This window comes from Streptomyces musisoli (assembly GCF_016741855.1).
Taxonomy (GTDB): Bacteria; Actinomycetota; Actinomycetes; order Streptomycetales; family Streptomycetaceae; genus Streptomyces; species Streptomyces musisoli.
Genome location: NZ_JAERRH010000001.1, coordinates 189,275 through 207,057 on the forward strand (window position 1 = coordinate 189,275; position 17,783 = coordinate 207,057).

17 protein-coding genes, 1 tRNA gene and 1 pseudogene are annotated in these 17,783 nt (G+C 73.2%); 12 read left to right on the forward strand and 7 right to left on the reverse strand.

Going from position 1 to position 17,783, the window contains the following annotated elements; genetic code table 11:
- The first annotated feature begins 121 nt into the window (after window positions 1–121).
- Window positions 122–1,489 (forward strand): cellulase family glycosylhydrolase, encoded by a 1,368-nt coding sequence (locus tag JK361_RS00670; protein WP_201813608.1) that lies wholly within the window; start codon window positions 122–124, stop codon window positions 1,487–1,489.
- A 209-nt stretch (window positions 1,490–1,698) separates the two neighbouring features.
- Here JK361_RS00670 and JK361_RS00675 read toward each other — a convergent pair.
- Window positions 1,699–1,772, reverse strand: a tRNA-Pro gene (locus tag JK361_RS00675).
- A 105-nt stretch (window positions 1,773–1,877) separates the two neighbouring features.
- On the opposite strand from JK361_RS00675, the gene JK361_RS00680 reads away from it, so the two are divergent.
- Entirely contained in the window at window positions 1,878–2,384 is a 507-nt protein-coding gene (locus JK361_RS00680) for a DUF309 domain-containing protein (protein ID WP_201813609.1), read from the forward strand.
- Between the two features lie 133 nt (window positions 2,385–2,517).
- Window positions 2,518–3,291 carry a precorrin-6A synthase (deacetylating) gene (gene cobF, locus JK361_RS00685; protein WP_201813610.1) on the forward strand — a complete coding sequence of 258 codons (774 nt, stop codon included), beginning with the start codon at window positions 2,518–2,520 and terminating at the stop codon, window positions 3,289–3,291.
- A 196-nt stretch (window positions 3,292–3,487) separates the two neighbouring features.
- Here the strand turns inward: cobF and JK361_RS00690 are convergent, their stop codons facing one another.
- Window positions 3,488–4,234, reverse strand: coding sequence for a cobalt-precorrin-6A reductase (locus JK361_RS00690; protein WP_201813611.1), 747 nt, complete (start codon window positions 4,232–4,234; stop codon window positions 3,488–3,490).
- A 69-nt stretch (window positions 4,235–4,303) separates the two neighbouring features.
- Between JK361_RS00690 and JK361_RS00695 the strand changes: the two genes are divergently transcribed.
- Entirely contained in the window at window positions 4,304–5,086 is a 783-nt protein-coding gene (locus JK361_RS00695; RefSeq protein WP_201814215.1) for a TIGR01458 family HAD-type hydrolase, read from the forward strand.
- Between the two features lie 154 nt (window positions 5,087–5,240).
- Window positions 5,241–7,283: a PA14 domain-containing protein gene (locus tag JK361_RS00700; RefSeq protein ID WP_201813612.1), complete on the forward strand. Its 2,043-nt coding sequence runs from the start codon at window positions 5,241–5,243 to the stop codon at window positions 7,281–7,283.
- 13 nt (window positions 7,284–7,296) lie between these two features.
- Here the strand turns inward: JK361_RS00700 and JK361_RS00705 are convergent.
- From JK361_RS00705 to JK361_RS00720, 4 genes and pseudogenes are all read right to left on the reverse strand, one after another.
- Window positions 7,297–7,712 (reverse strand): annotated as a pseudogene (locus JK361_RS00705) (transposase); the annotation flags it as partial.
- Window positions 7,713–7,765: 53 nt separating this feature from the next.
- A complete protein-coding gene (locus JK361_RS00710) occupies window positions 7,766–8,539 on the reverse strand; it encodes a sulfite exporter TauE/SafE family protein (RefSeq protein ID WP_201813613.1) in 774 nt (257 codons plus the stop codon).
- Window positions 8,540–8,708: 169 nt separating this feature from the next.
- Complete coding sequence (locus JK361_RS00715) at window positions 8,709–10,223, reverse strand: long-chain-fatty-acid--CoA ligase (protein ID WP_201813614.1); 1,515 nt, start codon at window positions 10,221–10,223, stop codon at window positions 8,709–8,711.
- Between the two features lie 74 nt (window positions 10,224–10,297).
- On the reverse strand, window positions 10,298–11,485 hold the full coding sequence (locus JK361_RS00720; protein WP_201813615.1) for a thiolase family protein: 1,188 nt from the start codon (window positions 11,483–11,485) through the stop codon (window positions 10,298–10,300).
- A gap of 145 nt (window positions 11,486–11,630) precedes the next feature.
- Here JK361_RS00720 and JK361_RS00725 point away from each other — a divergent pair, with 145 nt between their 5' ends.
- The 5 genes from JK361_RS00725 to JK361_RS00745 all read left to right on the forward strand — a co-directional run bounded on the left by JK361_RS00725 (window position 11,631) and on the right by JK361_RS00745 (window position 14,895).
- Window positions 11,631–12,440, forward strand: a complete 810-nt coding sequence (locus tag JK361_RS00725; protein ID WP_201813616.1) for an alpha/beta hydrolase — start codon at window positions 11,631–11,633, stop codon at window positions 12,438–12,440.
- An 84-nt stretch (window positions 12,441–12,524) separates the two neighbouring features.
- Entirely contained in the window at window positions 12,525–13,016 is a 492-nt protein-coding gene (locus JK361_RS00730) for a Dps family protein (protein WP_201813617.1), read from the forward strand.
- Window positions 13,017–13,034: 18 nt separating this feature from the next.
- Complete coding sequence (locus tag JK361_RS00735; RefSeq protein WP_201813618.1) at window positions 13,035–13,379, forward strand: DUF3140 domain-containing protein; 345 nt, start codon at window positions 13,035–13,037, stop codon at window positions 13,377–13,379.
- A 3-nt stretch (window positions 13,380–13,382) separates the two neighbouring features.
- Entirely contained in the window at window positions 13,383–14,030 is a 648-nt protein-coding gene (locus JK361_RS00740; RefSeq protein WP_201813619.1) for an HhH-GDP family DNA glycosylase, read from the forward strand.
- 67 nt (window positions 14,031–14,097) lie between these two features.
- Window positions 14,098–14,895 (forward strand): SAM-dependent methyltransferase, encoded by a 798-nt coding sequence (locus JK361_RS00745; protein WP_251095769.1) that lies wholly within the window; start codon window positions 14,098–14,100, stop codon window positions 14,893–14,895.
- A gap of 151 nt (window positions 14,896–15,046) precedes the next feature.
- Here the strand turns inward: JK361_RS00745 and JK361_RS00750 are convergent, their stop codons facing one another.
- The gene (locus tag JK361_RS00750; RefSeq protein WP_201813620.1) at window positions 15,047–15,901 is read right to left on the reverse strand and encodes a Cof-type HAD-IIB family hydrolase; all 855 of its coding nucleotides are present in this window, start codon (window positions 15,899–15,901) and stop codon (window positions 15,047–15,049) included.
- A 250-nt stretch (window positions 15,902–16,151) separates the two neighbouring features.
- On the opposite strand from JK361_RS00750, the gene JK361_RS00755 reads away from it, so the two are divergent.
- A complete protein-coding gene (locus tag JK361_RS00755; protein ID WP_372448671.1) occupies window positions 16,152–16,331 on the forward strand; it encodes a class I SAM-dependent methyltransferase in 180 nt (59 codons plus the stop codon).
- Window positions 16,332–16,379: 48 nt separating this feature from the next.
- The gene (locus tag JK361_RS00760) at window positions 16,380–17,783 is read left to right on the forward strand and encodes a type I glutamate--ammonia ligase (protein WP_201813621.1); all 1,404 of its coding nucleotides are present in this window, start codon (window positions 16,380–16,382) and stop codon (window positions 17,781–17,783) included.

Consider the following 17,783-nt stretch of genomic DNA (forward strand, 5'->3'; position numbering starts at 1 on the left):
AGCGCCGATACCACGGAAGCCTTCAGGTTGAAGTACACACGCAGTCAGGGGACTTGAAGAGTGGCGCGGCTGCTGATGGGATGCGCGGCACCACACGACGCCGCCGGCCCGGAGGTTCCCTGTGCTGCGAGCGATTCTGACGGCGAGCGCGGTCGTCGCCGCGCTGCTTGCCCCCGCCACCGCCCACGCCGAGGAGACAGGGCAGAACGTGCCCCGGCTCACCGACCGGCAGGGGCGGGTCCTCACCCTGCACGGCTGGAACATCGAGGACAAGACGCACCGCGGTGCGAACGCCCTCACCGGCATCACCGAACGCCATCTGCGCGACATGCGGGCCAAGGGCTTCGACTTCGCCCGGCTGCTGGTCTTCTGGGACGACCTGGAGCCGGAGCCGGGCCGCTACAGCCGGAGTTACCTGCGGCGGATCGAGCGCATCCTCGACTGGGCGGAACGCTACGACGTGAAGGTGGTCATCGACGCCCACCAGGACGTCTTCGGGCCCGCCTTCGGCCACCGCGGGATACCCGAGTGGGCGACCAGGACCGACGGGCTGCCCTTCACCGCGCATCCGGACGACTGGTTCGCCGAGTACTTCGAGCCGGCCGTGCAGCGCGCCTTCACGCACCTGTACGAGGACGAGGACCTCCGCAGCGCCCAGGCGCGGATGTGGCGTACGCTCGCCACCCGCTTCGCCCACCACCCGGCCGTGCTGGGCTACGACCTCGTCAACGAGCCGATGGGCGAGGCGTACCCCGGGGAAGACCTGGCGACGGCCGCCCGCAGGATCGAATGCGACCAGCTCACCCCGATGTACAACCGCCTGGCCGACGCGGTACGGCCGGCCGACCGGGACGCCTGGGTGTTCGTCGAGCCGACCCCCCTCGTGGGCGAGGGCGTGCCGACCGGTCTCGGCCGTGTCGACGATCCCCGGGTCGTGTACGCGCCGCATTTCTACAACACCGCCATGGAGGCGGGCGCCGACTACGATCCCGGGGCCGGCTGGATCGAGGCGTACGAGCGGGCCGTCACCGCCTATCCGAAGCGTTACGGGGTCCCGGTCGTGGTCGGCGAGTGGGGTCCGCTGAACAACGACCTGCCGCACATGAACCGTTTCTACCGGGACGCGATGGCCTCCCTGGGCCGCTATGCCTCGGGCTGGGCGGGCTATGTGTGGTGTTACGGCGGGGGGTACTGCGCGGTCGACGGCACCGGCGCCTTCCGCACCAACAAGGAGCTGACCGCCGAGCCGTACGCGGAGTCGGTGGCGGGCACGGTCGGCTCCGCGTCGTTCGACTCCGGATCCGGCGTGTACCGGCTCGCCTACCGCGCGGCCGCGCACGGCTCCCGGGTGACCGTGCTGTCCCTGCCGCCGGGCGCCTGGCGGATCACGGCGGGCGGCGGCGCACGCGTCCTGCGCCGGTCCGCCGGCCGGGCCTGGGTCCTGGCCGCCCGGGGCAGCCGCGCGACGGTCACCGCGGAACGGGGCTGACCCCACGCCGGGCGCCCGGGACCGAAGCGCCACACCGGGCGCCCCGATGCGCCTTCCCCCTCCGGCCCCCGCTCCCGCATGACGGCCGGAAACCATCGGCTGAACCGGCAGGCGCTCCGGCCCCCGAAAGGCCCACGAAAGGTTCCCGGAAATGGTCGAAGGCCGTGCCGAATTGCTCCGACACGGCCTCCGACCTGCAACTTCGCAAGTCGGGACGACAGGATTTGAACCTGCGACCCCTTGACCCCCAGTCAAGTGCGCTACCAAGCTGCGCCACGTCCCGTTGCGCTCACGCGCGGTGTCCCGCGTGATCGTGCGAACAGCACTTTACCCCACGCTCGGGGGCGCGCCGAAGAAGGCCCGGGCGGGGAGAGGGACAATCGGCCGTATGACGAACGCGGGCGCATCGGAGGCCAGGGACCGGGACGAGGCCGGGCGGGCCCGGAACGCGCGGCCCCGGGACGGGCTGGGGCGCCCGCTGCCCTATGGCGGGGAGGGCGTCCCCCGGCAGCCGGAGGGGGTCCTGCGGGCACCGGAGGAGACGGTGGCCGAGGCGCAGGCGCTGCTGGTGGCGGGGCGGCCGTTCCACGCGCACGAGGTGTTCGAGGACGCCTGGAAGTCGGGACCGGAGGAGGAGCGCGCGCTGTGGCGGGGGCTGGCGCAGCTGGCGGTGGGGCTCACCCACGCGGCCCGTGGGAACACCGTCGGCGGGGCCCGGCTGCTGCGGCGCGGCGCGGGCGCCGTCGAGGAGTGGGAGACCGGGCAGGGCGAGGACCGGCCGTACGGACTGGATCTGCCCGGGCTCGTCCGGTGGGCACGGGAACTGGCGGGACGCGTGGAGCGGGACTCGGCACCGGTGGACCCCCGCGGCGAGGCACCCCGGCTGGGCCCCTGACGGGGGGCGATCCGTCGCCGAGGGCCCGGGCCGGCCGTCGTCGCGGCGCGCGCGGACGTACGGGCGCGCGCGCCGTCGCTGGGTGTGTGGAGGCGGTGGACGCGCTGTCAGTGGCATGCGGCAGACTCGGAGCGTGCGAAAGATTCATGTCATCGGTATCGGCGCGGGCGACCCCGACCAGCTGACCCTTCAGGCGGTCAAGGCCATGCGGGGCACGGACGTGTTCTTCCTGCTCGACAAGGGCGAGGTGAAGAACGATCTCACCCAGCTCCGCCGGGACATGCTGGACGCGCACCTGCCGGCGGGGTCGTACCGGACGGTGGAGGCCCGGGACCCGGAGCGGGACCGCAAGGCGGGCGGGGCGGCCTACTCGCCGGCCGTCGGCGACTGGCGCAGCGCCCGTGCCGGGATCTACGCGCGGCTGATCGCCGAGGAGCTGGACGAGGACGGCACCGGCGCCTTCCTGGTGTGGGGCGACCCGGCGCTGTACGACAGCACGCTGGCGATCCTCCAGGAGGTGCTGGAGCAGGGCGCGGTGGAGTTCACGTACGACGTGGTGCCGGGCGTCAGCAGTGTCTCCGCGCTGGTCGCCCGGCACCGCACGGGTCTGAACCGGGTCGCCCGGCCGGTGCAGATCACCACCGGCCGGCGGCTGGCCGAGGGCTTCCCCGAGGGGGTGGACGACGTGGTCGTGATGCTGGACGCCCACCAGGCCTTCCGGGGGTACGCCGAGGAGGACATGGACATCTACTGGGGCGCCTACATAGGCACGCCGGACGAGATCCTCGTCTCCGGGCCGATCGCCGAGGCCGGTCCGCGCATCGAGCGGCTGCGGGCCGAGGCACGGGAGCGCAAGGGCTGGATCATGGACACGTACCTGCTGCGCAGGAACCCGGGCGACGCCTGACGGCTGCACGGCACGGGCGCCCCCGGCCACCTCACGCCGGCCACGACCGGGCCGTGTGCGCCTTGTCCGGCCGGTTACGCGGTCACGCCGGCGCGCGTTGCCCCCAGGGTTCTCGTGCCGGCGGCACGGGCGCCCCCCGGGCACCTCACGCCGTCCACGACCGGGCCGTGTGCGCCTGCTCCGGGCCGTTTCGGGGTCAAGCCGGGCCGAGTCCCAGCCGGCGCAGTACGCCCGCCGTGTCGGGTACCGCCGGCACGTCCCGCGGGAGCGGAGGGCGGCGTACGACGACGACGGGCAGGCCGAGTTCCCGCGCCGCGGTCAGTTTCGCGGCCGTGGCCTCGCCCCCGCTGTCCTTGGTCACCAGCACGTCGATGCGATGGGCGCGCAGCAGCCGCGTCTCGTCGGCGACGGTGAACGGGCCGCGCGCGAGGACCGGTTCGGTGTCCGGCGGCAGGGGCGGGTCGGGCGGGTCGACCGACCGTACGACGAAGTGCAGGTCCGCCAGGTGCGCGAAGGCGGCGAGGCCCAGGCGTCCGGTGCTGAGGAACACCCGGCGGCCGAGGCCGGGCAGCACCTCGGCGGCCCCGGCCAGGGAGGGGACGTCGTACCAGCGGTCGCCGGGGACCGGCCGCCAGCCGGGGCGGCGCAGCACCACCGCCGGCACTCCGGTGGCCGCCGCCGCCCGGGCCGCATTGGCCGTGATGGTCTCGGCGAAGGGGTGGGTGGCGTCGACCAGGGCGTCCACGTGGTGCGTGCGCAGCCAGTCGGCCAGGCCCTGCGCGCCGCCGAAGCCGCCGATCCGTACCTCGCCCGCCACCGCTCCCGGCCGGGCGACCCGGCCCGCCAGGGAGGTGGTGACCCGGATGCCGGGCCGGGCGGCGAGGTCGGCGGCGAGGCTGCGGGCCTCGGCGGTGCCGCCGAGGATCAGGACGTGCGCGGGCATAGGGGTGAGGGTACGAGGTCGTGCGGGCCGGTCCGGCGTCCGGGTCGCTACGGTCGGGCCATGGAGTCCATGGCGTCCGTGCGTGCCGTCCTGATCGACATCGACGGGGTCCTCACCGTGTCCTGGAAACCGCTGCCCGGTGCGGTGGAGGCGCTGCGCGCCCTGCGCACGGCCGGGCTCGGCGTGGCCCTGGTGACCAACACGACCTCCCGGACCCGGGCGTCGATCGCCGAGACACTGTCGGCGGCCGGTTTCGAGGTGGGCGCCGAGGACGTGCTGACCGCGCCCGCCGTCACCGCCGCCCGTCTCGCCGAGCGCTTCCCGGGTGCCCGCTGCACGCTGCTCAACGACGGGGACATCGCCGCGGACCTCGGTGGCATCACCCTGGTCGAGGAGGGCGCCGATGTGGTCGTGGTCGGCGGGGCCGGGCCGGGGTTCGACTACGCGGCGCTCAACCGGGCCTTCGGCGAGCTTCAGCGCGGCGCGCGGCTGGTCGCCATGCACCGCAATCTGTACTGGCGCACCGAGGACGGGCTGCAACTGGACTCCGGTGCCTTCCTGGTGGGGCTGGAGCGGGCGGCGCGGGTGGAGGCCGAGGTCACCGGCAAACCGTCCCGGGCGTTCTTCGAGGCCGCGCTGGCCCGCCTGGACGTGGACGCGGAAGCGGCGCTGATGGTGGGCGACGACATCGAGTCGGACGTGCTCGCGGCACAGCGGGCCGGGCTCACGGGGGTGCTGGTGAAGACGGGCAAGTACCGGCCGGAGACGCACGAGGACGCCAGTGGCACCCCGGACCACGTCGTGGACTCCTTCGCGGACGTCCCGGGGCTGCTGGGGCTGGGACCCGTCTGACGATTCCCTCCGCCGATTCCCGCCCTCGGCGCGCGTGGCGAACGTCCGTGAAAATGGTGAGCGGGCGGAGCAACCCTGCCCCCGCCCCATGAGTCACACAGGCGTCACCGGTTTCACATGCTTTCCCTTGGTCCAGAAGGGGCCCACTCTCCTGATGACTCGTACCCGGCTGTCCGCGCTGGCCGCGACGGCGGCGCTCGCCACCACCGGCGGCCTGATCACCGCCGCCCCCGCCTCCGCGGCGGTCACCTGCACCTCTCCCGTCTGGAGGGCGCAGTACTTCGGCAACTCCACCTTCAGCAGCACGCCGAAGCTGACCGCCTGCGACTCCGCCATCAGCGAGAACTACGGGTACGACGACCCGGCCGGCGTCACGCTGCCCAAGGACAACTTCTCCGTCCGCTGGTCCCTCACCCGTGACTTCGGCTCCGGCGGCCCCTTCCGGCTCTCCGCCGCCACGCAGGACGGCATGCGCGTCTACGTCGACGGCGTGCGGAAGATCGACCTGTGGAAGAACGTCTCCACCACCGCCCGCAAGACCGTCGACCTGACCATCCCGGCCGGCAAGCACACAGTCCGCGTGGACTACGTTGCCTGGACCGGCGTCGCCAACGCCGCCTTCACGTACACCCCGCGCACCGAGGCCGCCGTCGACACGGTCAAGCCGCTCGCCCCGACCGGCCTCACCGCCGCGTACGACTGGACGACGGCCAAGACCACCCTGCGCTGGACCGCCAACAAGGAGATGGACCTCGCCGGGTACCGCGTGTACCGCCGGCTGAGCGCCACCAGTTGGGCCAAGATCAGCGGGACGTCCCTGCTGACCACCCGGTCCTTCGTCGACGCCCCGCCCGCCACCGGCCAGACCTTCCTGTACGAGGTCCGCGCCGTCGACAAGGCCGGCCGCGAGTCCACCGGCAGCCCGGACGTGACGGCGACGACCGTCGACCGCACCGGGCCGGCCGCCCCCACCGAACTCACGGTCGCCACCGGCGACGGGTGGTTGGACACCCTGAACTGGCAGGGAGTCGCCGACACGACGAAGTACGAGGTGTACGCCTCGTCCGCGGCTGCCGGACCGTTCGAGCTGCGCGGTACGACGACCACCACGTCGTACCTGACCGGCGGCGCCGTGAACACGAACACGTACTACCGGGTCCGGGCCCTCGACGCTGCCGGCAACCCGGGGGCGTACGCGACGGTCACCAGCGACGGCGTCGACGGGATGCCACCGAAGTCCCCGACCGGCGTCACCGCCAGCGCCCGTCCCGGCTACACCGACGTGCACTGGAGCCAGCCCGACGGTTTCTACGAGGACTGGGACAACGGCGGGCTCTACCGCGTGTACCGCTCGCCCGGCAAGACGTTCGCCCCGACCGCGCGCACCCAGGTGACCTGCGTCGCGGAGGAGAGCCACGAGGCGAGCAACGGCGGCAACTGCTACGACGTGGACATGCCCGCGAACACGTACGTGACGTACGCCGTCACGGCGGTGGACCCGTACGGCAACGAGTCGGCGTACTCCGCGCCGGTCGTCGTCCGCACCGGCGACACTGTGGCGCCTGGCCCGGTCGCCGGCGTGAAGGTCACCCCGCGCGCCGACGGCATGCTGGTGAGCTGGGCCGCCTCGCCCGAGGACGACATCGACGAGTACGTGGTGTGGACGGGCGTCCGGCAGGCCGACGGCACGGTCAAGTGGCTCGGCCCCGACACCTGCGCGGAGGGCACGAACAACCCGCTCGCGATCCTCTGCGGCGACCTGCCGGACGGCGAGACGCACGTGTACGCGGTGATGGCCAAGGACCGCTGGGGCAACACGCTGCACCCGAGCGACCCGAGGGTCGCCGTGGTCGAGGCCACCGAGCTCGACGTCCGGCCGTCCGTGACCGTCACCCGGGACTGGAACCTCGGCAGCTTGAGCCACAACGCGACGGCCACCCGTCCGTCCGTCGACTGGCAGTGCACCGACACGGCCCGCTGCGCCACGGTCACCGGCTACCGCGTGAGCCGGTGGAACCCGGTGACCAAGGCGTACGAGCCCCAGCACGACGGACTACTCCCGGCGGACACCCGGACGTGGGCGGACACCACGGCGACGAAGGAGAACACGTACTTCTACACGCTGGAGGCCGTGACGGCCGACGGCGCCGTGGTGGGCACGTACCCCTGGTACACCGTCTTCCAGGACCGCGTCTAGCTTCGTTGGGTTCTGGGCAGGACGCGGTGTCGGTCGCCGCGTGCACGCTGACCGCGACCTGGCAGTTCGCCCGCTTGCCCAAGGCTCCGCAGTACTGACGGGCCACCCAGACGGAAGCCGTTCCGCACTTGGGAAACGACACATCATCGACCACACACCGGTGGCTGGATCGCTTCGCACAGCTTTTGCGCAATCCGCTGCCGCACCGGCAGCGGATCCCGTGGCAACTGGTTCACGAGCTGCTGGAGGGCCTGCATGTTCCCGTCCGGCAGCCGCTCGGCCATCGGCTGGATCGACTTGCGCCGACCGTCCGGCATCCAGATAACAATCACCCCACCGCCGCTGATCCCGCCGCGGCAGCGACCTAGACACATCAGCGACGAACTCCGATAACTCACCCCGGAGCCGTTCCATTCTTCCGAGCTCCATACCCACCACCATGCCGGTGACCAGGCAAGATCGGGAGGGCTAACGAAGCACTACTAGCGCAGCAGGAGCTGTGCGCCGCCCACGATCGTGGCCGCGATCACGAGTTGTTCGAAGAGCCGCTGGTTGATGCGGTGGACAGCCCACTTGCCGAACAGCGCGCCGGGCACGACGAACACCGCGAGCGCGGCGTCGAGGAGCAGCGAGTGCCCGTCGATCAGGCCGAGGCCCACGCTGAACGGCACCTTCGAGACGTTCACGATGAGGAAGAAGAACGCGGAGGTGCCAAGGAAGCCGAGCTTCCGGAAGCCCGCGGACAGCAGGTACAGCGACATCACCGGCCCGCCCGCGTTGGCGACCATCGTCGTGAAGCCGCCGAGCACGCCGTACGAGCGGGCCTTCAGCCGGCCCGCCCGGGTCGTCACCGCCTCCGGTGCCCGCGGTGTCTCGGCCGTCCGCCGGCGCCACACCGTCACCCCGGCCATCAGCAGCAGGATCGCCCCGATCGAGGTCCGGACGATGCCGTCGTCGGCCCACATCAGGAACAGGGTGCCGGCCACGACGCCCACCGCCACCGCCGGGAACAGCCGCCACAGCGTGGGCCAGTGCGCGTGCCGCCGGTAGGTGAGGACGGCGAGCACGTCGCCGGCGATCAGGACGGGCAGCAGTACGCCGGTGGAGGCGCGGGCGGGCAGGACCGCCGCGAAGATCGCGAGGCTGACCGTGTTGGCTCCGCTGACCGCGGTCTTGGAGAAGCCGACGAGCAGGGCCGCGAAGGCGAGCGCGGCGAACTCCCAGCCGGACAGGTGCCAGAGTGTCATCGTGTTCATGCGGGAACCGATGCTATGTCCGGACAAGCCTCCGGCGTAAGAAGCGTCTCGCCTGGTGATCCCTGACGGCCGCCACGCCCGGTCGTCCGCCACGCCCGGTCGTCCGTCACGCCCGGTCGTCCTCACGCCCGGTCGTCCGCCACACCCGGTGCCGCCACACCAGGTGCCGTTACGCCCGGTCCGCGAACCGCGCCCGGAGTTCCCGCTTCAGCACCTTCATGCTGGGGCCCAGCGGCATCGCGTCCGTGAACTCCACGCGGCGCGGGTACTTGTGCCGGCCGAGGTGTTCCTTGGACCACTCGGTGATGACGGTGGCGTCGGGGGCGCTGCCCTGCGCGGGGACCACGACGGCGCACACCTCCTCGCCGTGCAGTTCGTCGGGCAGGCCGATGACGGCGACCTGGGCGACGCCGGGATGGCGCATCAGGACCTCCTCGACCTCCCTCGGGTAGACGTTGTAGCCGCCGCGGATGATGACGTCCTTCTTGCGGTCGACGATCCGCAGGAATCCCTCGTCGTCCTTGGTGCCGAGGTCCCCGGTACGGAACCAGCCGTCCACCACGGCCTCCGCGGTGGCCTCGGGGCGGCCGAGGTAGCCGGAGAAGACGTTGTGGCCACGGACGACGACCTCGCCCAGCTCACCGGGCGGCAGCAGTTCGACGCGGCCCTCCACCTCGGCGCGGGCGATCTCCACGTCGACGCCCCACAGCGGGTGGCCGATGGTGCCGGCCTTCGTGCCGAACACCGGCTGGTTGACGGTCGCGGTCGGCGAGGTCTCCGACAGTCCGTAGCCCTCGTAGACCGTCGCGTCGAACGCGGCCTCGAACCGCTCCAGTACGGCGACGGGGAGCGAGGCCCCGCCGGAGATGCACACGCGCAGCCCGGGGAGCCGGGCCGCGTCGGCGGCCGCCGCGGCGAGGGCGACGAACATGGTCGGCACGCCGTGGAAGGTGTTCACGCCCTCCCGCACCATCAGCTCGATGGCACGGGCGGCGTCGAAGCGCGGCAGCAGCACGAGTGTGGCCCCGGCCCGCCAGGTGGAGTTGAGGGACACCGTCTGGCCGAAGGCGTGGAACAGCGGCAGCGCGCCGAGGGCGACGTCGTCGACGCGGACGTCGTTGGCGTCGAAGGCGTTGACGGTCGCGTTCATCACCAGGTTGAAGTGGCTGAGGACGGCGCCCTTGGGGACACCGGTCGTGCCGCTGGTGTAGAAGATCACCGCCGGGTCGTCGGCGGCCCGGGGGACGTACGAGGGCAGGGGTTCGGCGTCCGCGGCGAGGGCGTCGAACTCCGTGCCCAGGGTGACGGCCCGGATGCCCAGGGCGTCGGCGGCGGCCCCTCCGGTCGCGGCCTGGGCCGGGTGGACCAGCAGCAGGCCCGCCCCGCTGTCCTTGAGCACGTGCTCGACCTCGCCGGCCGACAACAGCAGGTGCACGGGGACGACGACACCGCCCGCCGCGGCGATCGCGTAGTAGGCGAGCGGGAACTCGGCGGTGTTGGGGGCCATGAGGGCGACCCGGTCACCTGGCCGCACGCCGAGCACCGTGAGCGCTCCGGCCCGGGCCAGCGCCCGCTGCCACACCTCGGCGAAGGTGAGCCGCAGGTCGCCTTCGACCAGAGCGGTCTTGCCGGGACGGCGCCGGGCGTTCTCGGCGAGGATGGCGGCGACGGACAGGGTTGCCATGGAGTGTTGCTCCGTTTCCTTGCTGCGGCTCTTGTTACTCGGTCCCCGTGCGTAAAGCCCCCGTCACAGACGCCTCAACAACGCTCGACCAGCACCGCCGTCCCCTGTCCCACGCCCACGCACATGGTCGCGAGTCCGCGGTCGGCGCCCGTGCGCCGCATCCGGTGCAGCAGGGTGGTGAGGATGCGGGCGCCCGAGCAGCCGAGGGGGTGGCCGAGGGCGATGGCGCCGCCGGTGGCGTTCACCAGGTCCGGGTCGATGCCCAGCTGGTCGACGCATGCGAGCGCCTGCGCGGCGAACGCCTCGTTGAACTCGGCCTCCTGGAGGTCGCCGATCTCCCAGCCGGCCCGGGCCAGCACCTTGCGGGTGGCGGGGACCGGGCCGAGGCCCATCACGTCGGGGTGGACGCCGGCGGAGGCACCCGCGACGTACCGGCCGAGGGACTCGAGGCCCAGCTCGTTCAGGGCCTCTTCGCTGACCAGCAGCAGGCCGGCCGCCCCGTCGTTCATCGGCGAGGCGTTCCCGGCCGTGACGGTGCCGTCCGCGCGGAAGGCCGGCTTGAGCCGGGAGAGCTTCTCCAGGGAGGTGTCCTCGCGGACGCACTCGTCCTGCCCGACCGTGACGCCGTCCGGACGTTCCACGGGCAGGAGTTCGTCGTCGAAGTGGCCGTTCTTGCGGGCGGCGGCGGCCAGCCGGTGGCTGCGCAGGGCGAACTCGTCCTGGCGGGCGCGGGAGATGCCGTGGCGTGCGGCGACCTCCTCCGCGGTCTCGCCCATGGACAGCAGGCCGTGCAGCTCCTTCATGGCGGGGTTGACCAGCCGCCAGCCGAGCCGGGTGTCGTGGGTCTCGACGCGGTGCGGCAGCGCCTCGTCGGGGCGGGGCAGGACGAAGGGGGCGCGGCTCATCGACTCGGAGCCGCCGGCGATCACGATGTCGGCCTCGCCCGCTGCGATGGTCCGGGCGGCGGCGGTGACCGCTTCCAGTCCGGAGGCGCACAGCCGGTTGACGGTGGCGCCGGGCACGGTGTCGGGCAGTCCGGCGAGCAGGGCGGCCATGCGGGCGACGTTGCGGTTGTCCTCGCCCGCCTGGTTGGCGGCACCCCAGTAGACGTCGTCGATCCGGGCCGGGTCGAGCGCGGGCACGTCGGCCACCAGGTGACGGATGACGGTCGCGGCGAGATCGTCGGGGCGGACCGAGGAGAGGGCCCCGCGCAGCTTACCGATGGGGGTGCGGCGGGCGCTCGCGAAATGGACGGGACGCACGGCTGGGACTCCTGACCTACGACGCTGTGGATCAGCACGGACCTGCGCAGCACCTGTTAATTAGCACTGCTAGTTTTGGACTATAGACCTCCGACCGTACCGCTGGGAAGATCCTCCAGGACCTTCCCGAGGGAGCGGAGGAGACATGCGCCACGTCCGCGAGCACGTCCTCGACGGCACGCACGGAGCCCTCGCGGTACGCGAGTGGCCGCACCGGGAGCCCCGCCTGCTGGCGCTGCTGGTGCACGGGTACGGCGAGCACATCGGCCGGTACGAGGAGCCGGCCGCCCTGCTCCACGGGCACGGCGCCGCCGTGTACGGGCCCGACCACGCCGGCCACGGCCGGTCGGCCGGACAGCGGGCGGTGATCGAGGACTTCGAGGACGTGGTCACGGACCTGCACGCGGTGGCGGACCTGGCCCGGGCCGCGCACCCCGGCCTGCCGCTGGTCGTCCTCGGCCACTCCATGGGCGGGCTGATCGCGGCCCGCTACGCCCAGCGGTACGGCGACGAGCCGAGCGCGCTGATCCTTTGCGCCCCGGTGATCGGCGCCTGGGAACTGCCGGGGCGGCTGCTGGAAGCTGAGGAGATCCCGGACACCCCGGTCAGCCCCTCCGCGCTCTCCCGGGACCCGGCCGTGGGCGCCGCGTACGCCGCCGATCCGCTGGTCTGGCACGGGCCCATGAAACGCCCGACGCTGGAGGCGTTCGTCCGGACCCTGGAGACCGTCGCCGAAGGCGGTGACGTCGGCCCGCTGCCCCTGCTGTGGCTGCACGGCGACGACGACCGGCTGGTGCCGCTGTCCGGCAGCCGGGCCGGGGTGGAGCGGCTGAGCGGTGGCCGGCTGACCGAGCGGATCTTCCCGGGGGCGCGGCACGAGGTGTTCCACGAGACGGACAGGGCGCGGGTCCACGCGGAGGTGATCAGCTTCCTGGACCGGGTACTGCCCCGCTGATCAGCCGGTTTGCTCCTCGATGCCAGGGGCACCCGCCCTTTCGGACATGACCGCAGACATCTGACGAAAGGGGACCGGCGCATCATGACCGTGGTCAAGAGCACGCTGCCCGAGGAGGCGCTCGGCGTCACCGGGACCGCACTCCAGGAGACCCTGGTCGACCTGCTCGGACTGTCACTGATCGGCAAGCAGGCGCACTGGAACGTCGTGGGCCCGCGGTTCCGGTCGATCCACCTCCAACTGGACGAGGTGGTCGCCACGGCCCGCGCCCACTCCGACACCGTGGCCGAGCGCGCCTCCGCGCTGGGCGTGCCGCCGGACGGCCGGCCGGAGACCATCGCCTCGACCTTCGCGCTGCCCGGCACCAAGGACGGCTGGCTGCGCGACACCGAGGTGGTGGAGCTGATGGTGTCGACCCTGGAGACGGCCGTCGGCCGGCTGCGGGAGCGGATCGAGGCGACCGAGAAGGCCGACCCGGTCACCCAGGACCTGCTGATCACCATCACGGCCGACCTGGAGAAGCAGCGCTGGATGTTCCAGGCCGAGAACCATCCGCACGACGCCGCGTCCAGCTAGCACGGAAGGGAAGGACCCATGGCCGACGCCCTGGAACTCGAGGCGCTGTGGGAGGACTTCCACCGCGTGGTGAACATGACCTCGGCGGAGCTGGCGGCCTGGCTGAAGGTCAGGGACGCCGACGAGGAGACGGAACCGCTGCCGGAGCGGGCGGGCACGCCCACCGGACAGCACGTCCTCGCGATCCTCCAGAAGCGCCGTACCGACCTCACCGACGACGACGTCCGCGTCATGTACAAGGTCGTCGACACGGTCGATGACCTGGTCGACATGGAGAACGAGCCCGAGCCGGAGAGCACGCCGGAGGACACCCGCCGCCGGCACCGGCTGATGACGCTGGGCCACGACCCGCTCAAGCCGTAGGCCATGAACCGCGACGAACGGGTCGTGCACGAGCTGGTGTCCGAGTACGGGCGGACGTACGCCGACGAGGCGGGCATCCGCCTGAAGGACACCCCGCAGCCGCTGTACCGGCTCCTGGTGCTGTCCCTGCTGCTGAGCGCCCGGATCCGGGCCTCGGTGGCGGTGGCCGCCGCCCGGGCCCTGCACGAGGACCACCTGGACAGCCCCCGCCGGATGGCCGAGGCCGACTGGCAGCAGCGGGTGGACGCGCTGGGCCGGGGCGGCTACCGGCGCTACGACGAACGGACCGCCACCCAGCTCGGCGACGGCGCCGAACTGCTGACCGAGCGCTGGGGCGGCGACCTGCGCCGCCTACACCGCGAGGCGGAGGGCGACATCGGCGAACTCGCCCGGCTGCTCCAGGAGGAGCCGGGCATCGGGCCCGCCGGCGCCGACATCTTCCTGCGCGAGGCCCAGCAGGTGTGGCCGGACGTCGCCCCCTACCTCGACGGCAAGGCACTCTCCGGCGCCGGACGCCTCGGCCTGCCCAAGGACCCCGGGAAACTGGCCGAGCTGGCCGGGAACACCCAACCGGCCGTGCTGGCCGCCGCGTTGGTACGGGCGGCCCTGGACAAACAGGTGGCCGAAGACTGTCTGCGCCGCGCCGCATGATCGTGTCAGACTGCTCCCCGCACGTCCCGGAACGACCACCGGGGCCTGACGTACCGAGGAGCAGCACGTGGCGGGGACCGGGCCGGACATGCAGGACATCGACACCACCCGGCCACATCCGGCCCGGGTGTACGACTGGTTCCTCGGCGGCAAGGACAACTACCCGGTCGACGAGGAACTGGGCCGGCGGATCGCGGCGATCGACGGGGGCGCCCCGAAGGCCGCCCGCGCCAACCGGGCGTTCATGCGCCGGACCACCCGGGCGCTGGCGGCCGAGACGGGGATCAGCCAGTTCCTGGACATCGGCACCGGCATACCGACCGAGCCCAACCTGCACCAGGTCGCCCAGTCCGTGAACCCCGGCGCCCGCGTGGTCTACGTCGACAACGACCCCATCGTGCTGGCCCACGCGAGCGCGCTGCTGCGCGGCACCCCCGAGGGCGTGACGGAGTACGTGCAGGCCGACGCCCGCGACCCGCACGCCATCCTGGGACAGGCCGCCCGCGTCCTGGACCTCGACCGCCCGGTCGCGCTGTCCCTGGTCGCCCTGCTGCACTTCGTCGCCGACGAGGACGGCGCCCGCGACCTGGTGGCCACGCTGGTCGACGCGCTGGCACCGGGCAGTGCCCTGGTGCTGTCGACCATGACCGCCGACTTCGAACCGGAGAACGTGCGGCAGGGCATCGCCGCCTACGCGGCGGGCGGGGTGACCCTGGTGGCCCGCTCGCACGCCGAGGTGGGCACGTTCTTCGAGGGACTCGACCTGCTGGAGCCGGGCATCGTGCCGGTGGCCGACTGGCGTCCCGACGGGCCGCCCGCCGACGGCCCGATCTCGCTGTACGGCGCGGTCGCGCGCAAGCCCTGACCGACGAGCCGCACGAGGCCGGCCCGGACCGGCGGGCCTCGCGAGGGCGGCCCTGACCGGCGAGCCGCACGGGCCCGGCCCTGACCGGCCGGCCTCGCGGGGCCGGCCCGGACCGGCGGGCCCGCGGTCCCGCCGCCACGACCCGGCCGCGTCAGACGCCCAGGACCCGGGCGACGGTCCGCAGCACGCCGTGTTCGTTGTTGGAGGGGGCGACGTAGCGGGCCCGGCGGAGCACCTCGGGGTGGGCGTTGGACATGGCGAAGGACCACTCGGCCGCGTCCAGCATCTCCAGGTCGTTGAGGTAGTCGCCGAAGACCATGGTCTGCGCGGGCGTGATGCCCAGCTCGCGCTGGAGGCCCCGCAGGGCGGCGCCCTTGTCGGCGGTGCGGTTCATGACGTCGACCCAGTGCTCACCGGAGACGACGACCTGGTGGGTGGCCCTGAACGCCTCCAGAGCGGGAGCGGTGGTCCGCTCGGCGGGGCCGAAGTCGAACAGCGCCACCTTGATCACGTCGTCCTCGACGGCGGTGACGTCCTCGACGATCCGGTGCTCGACGTAGTACTTGCGCACCTCGGCCAGGAACGCCTCGTCGGTCCGCTCGACGTACGCCGCGCGCTTGCCGCACACCACGGCGCCCACGTCGACGCCGTCCGCGACCAGCCGCCGTACCGTCCGGGCGAGATCGGCGGCGACGGAACGTTCCATCGGGTCGGAGCTGAGTTCCACGCCGTCGCGGACGACGTACGTGCCGTTCTCCGCGATGAACGCCATGCCCTCGGCGACCTCGGCGAACTGCCGGGCCAGGGTCGCGTACTGGCGGCCGCTCGCCGGGCTGAACAGCACCCCGCGGCGGCGCAGCCGCGCGAGCATCGGCCACAGGCCGTCGGGTATCCGCTTGGCGTCGTCCAGCAGGGTGCCGTCCATGTCGGTGACGATCAGCCGGATGTCGGCGGAGCCGGCGTGCTGGACGAGGGGGTCGCGGAGGGGCGTGGGCGTGGCGGGCATGTCCTTCTTCCGGCCGGGGCGGCATACGGGGTGGGCCGGGAAGGGCCCGGGGTCCCAGTGTTCCGCATGCGGCGCGGGGCCCCGGTGGGTGCCCGGGCCGTCACACCGCGCGTTTCCCCGGACAGCCCGATCACCGGGCGGCACAATGACGGCGGAGACCCGCACGCTTGGAGGGCGGCGACGTGAGCGAGGACGATTCCCCGACGGCCGGCTCGGCGCCGAGGCGGGCGGCGCGGGCAACGGAGCCGCCATGGAGTTCCGGAACGCCCACGCCACCCCGCCGGTCACCGCCCGCGGCCGCGCCGGGATCGCCGCGTTCCTCGACGGTCCGGAGCCGGCCGAGCCCGGCCTGGTGGCCTGCTCGCGGTGGCACGCCGAGCCGGCTGCCGCCGTGGTACCGCGGTACGGCGCGGTGGCCGTGAAACCCTGACCCCCGCCCCGGCCCCCCGACCGGGGCCGAGCCCGTCGAGGAGGACGCATGACCACCCTTGCCGACCCCGAGCCCGGCGGACGCCCCGACGACCTGAGGCGGGTCGCGGCCCTCACCGCGGAGCTGGCCGCGCAGGGCGTGCACGGCATCGTCCTCGCCTACGTGGACACCGCGGGCGTCGGCCGGGTCAAGACCGTCCCGACGGCACGGCTGGAGTCGGCCGTGGCCTGGGGTGTCGGCATGTCACCCGTCTTCGACACGTTCCTCGCCGACGACTCCGTCGTCACCACCGACGTCCTCGGCTCCCCGGACGGCGACCTCCGGCTCTACCCGGACCTCGACCACCTCGTCCCGCTGGCCGGCCAGCCCGGCTGGGCCTGGGCGCCCGTGGACCGGATCACGCAGGAGGGCGAGCGGCACCCCGGCTGCGCCCGGACCTTCCTGCGCCGGACCGTCGCGGACGCCCAGGACCGTCACGGCATCGCCTTCAGGGCGGCGGTCGAGATCGAGTGGGCCGTCGGACTCGACTCGGTGCCCGCCGGGGAGTTCGTCCCGGCGGTCTCCGGGCCGGCGTACGGCGCGGTCCGCCAGATCGAACTGAGCGACTACACCGCCGATCTGCTGGCCGCGCTGGCGGCCCAGGGCGTGGACGTGGACCAGATCCATCCCGAGTACGCGCCCGGGCAGTTCGAGGTCTCGGTGGGGGCGCTGGACGCGGTGGCGGCGGCCGACCGCAGCGTGCTGGTGCGGCAGACGATCCGTGCCGTGGCCCGGCGCCACCGGCTGCGGGTCTCCTTCGCGCCCGCCTACCTGCCCGAGGGCGTCGGCAACGGCGGCCATCTGCACCTGTCCTGCTGGCGCGACGGAGTGAACCTGCACTCCGGCGGCGAGGGCCGGTACGGCATGACGGCCGAGGCGGAGTCGTTCGTGGCGGGCGTCCTCGCCCACCTGCCCGGGCTGACGGCGGTGACCGCGCCGAGCCCCGCCAGCTACCTACGGCTCCAGCCCTCCCAGTGGGCGGGGGTGTTCACCGCCTGGGGCCGGGAGACCCGCGAGGCCGCCGTGCGGATCGTCACCGGCACGACGGGCCGCCACGACCAGGACGCCAACATGGAGGTCAAACCCGTCGACCTGGCCGCCAACCCGTATCTGGCCCTGGGCTGTGTGATCGCCGCCGGACTCGACGGCCTCGCGGCGGCGCGCCCCCTGCCCGAGGAGATCACCGGCGACCCGGCCCGGTACGGCCCCGACGAGGCCGCCGCCCTGGGCGTCCGGCGGCTGCCGCGGTCGCTGCCGGAGGCCGTCGGGGAGTTCCGCGCGGACCGGGTGCTGCGGGACGCGCTGGGCCCGGTCCTCGCGGACGCGGTGACCGCGGTGCGGCTCGGCGAGGCGGCGGCCGTCGAGGGGCTCGGCCCCGTGCAGGTGGCGGCGGCCTACCGCTGGGTGTACTGA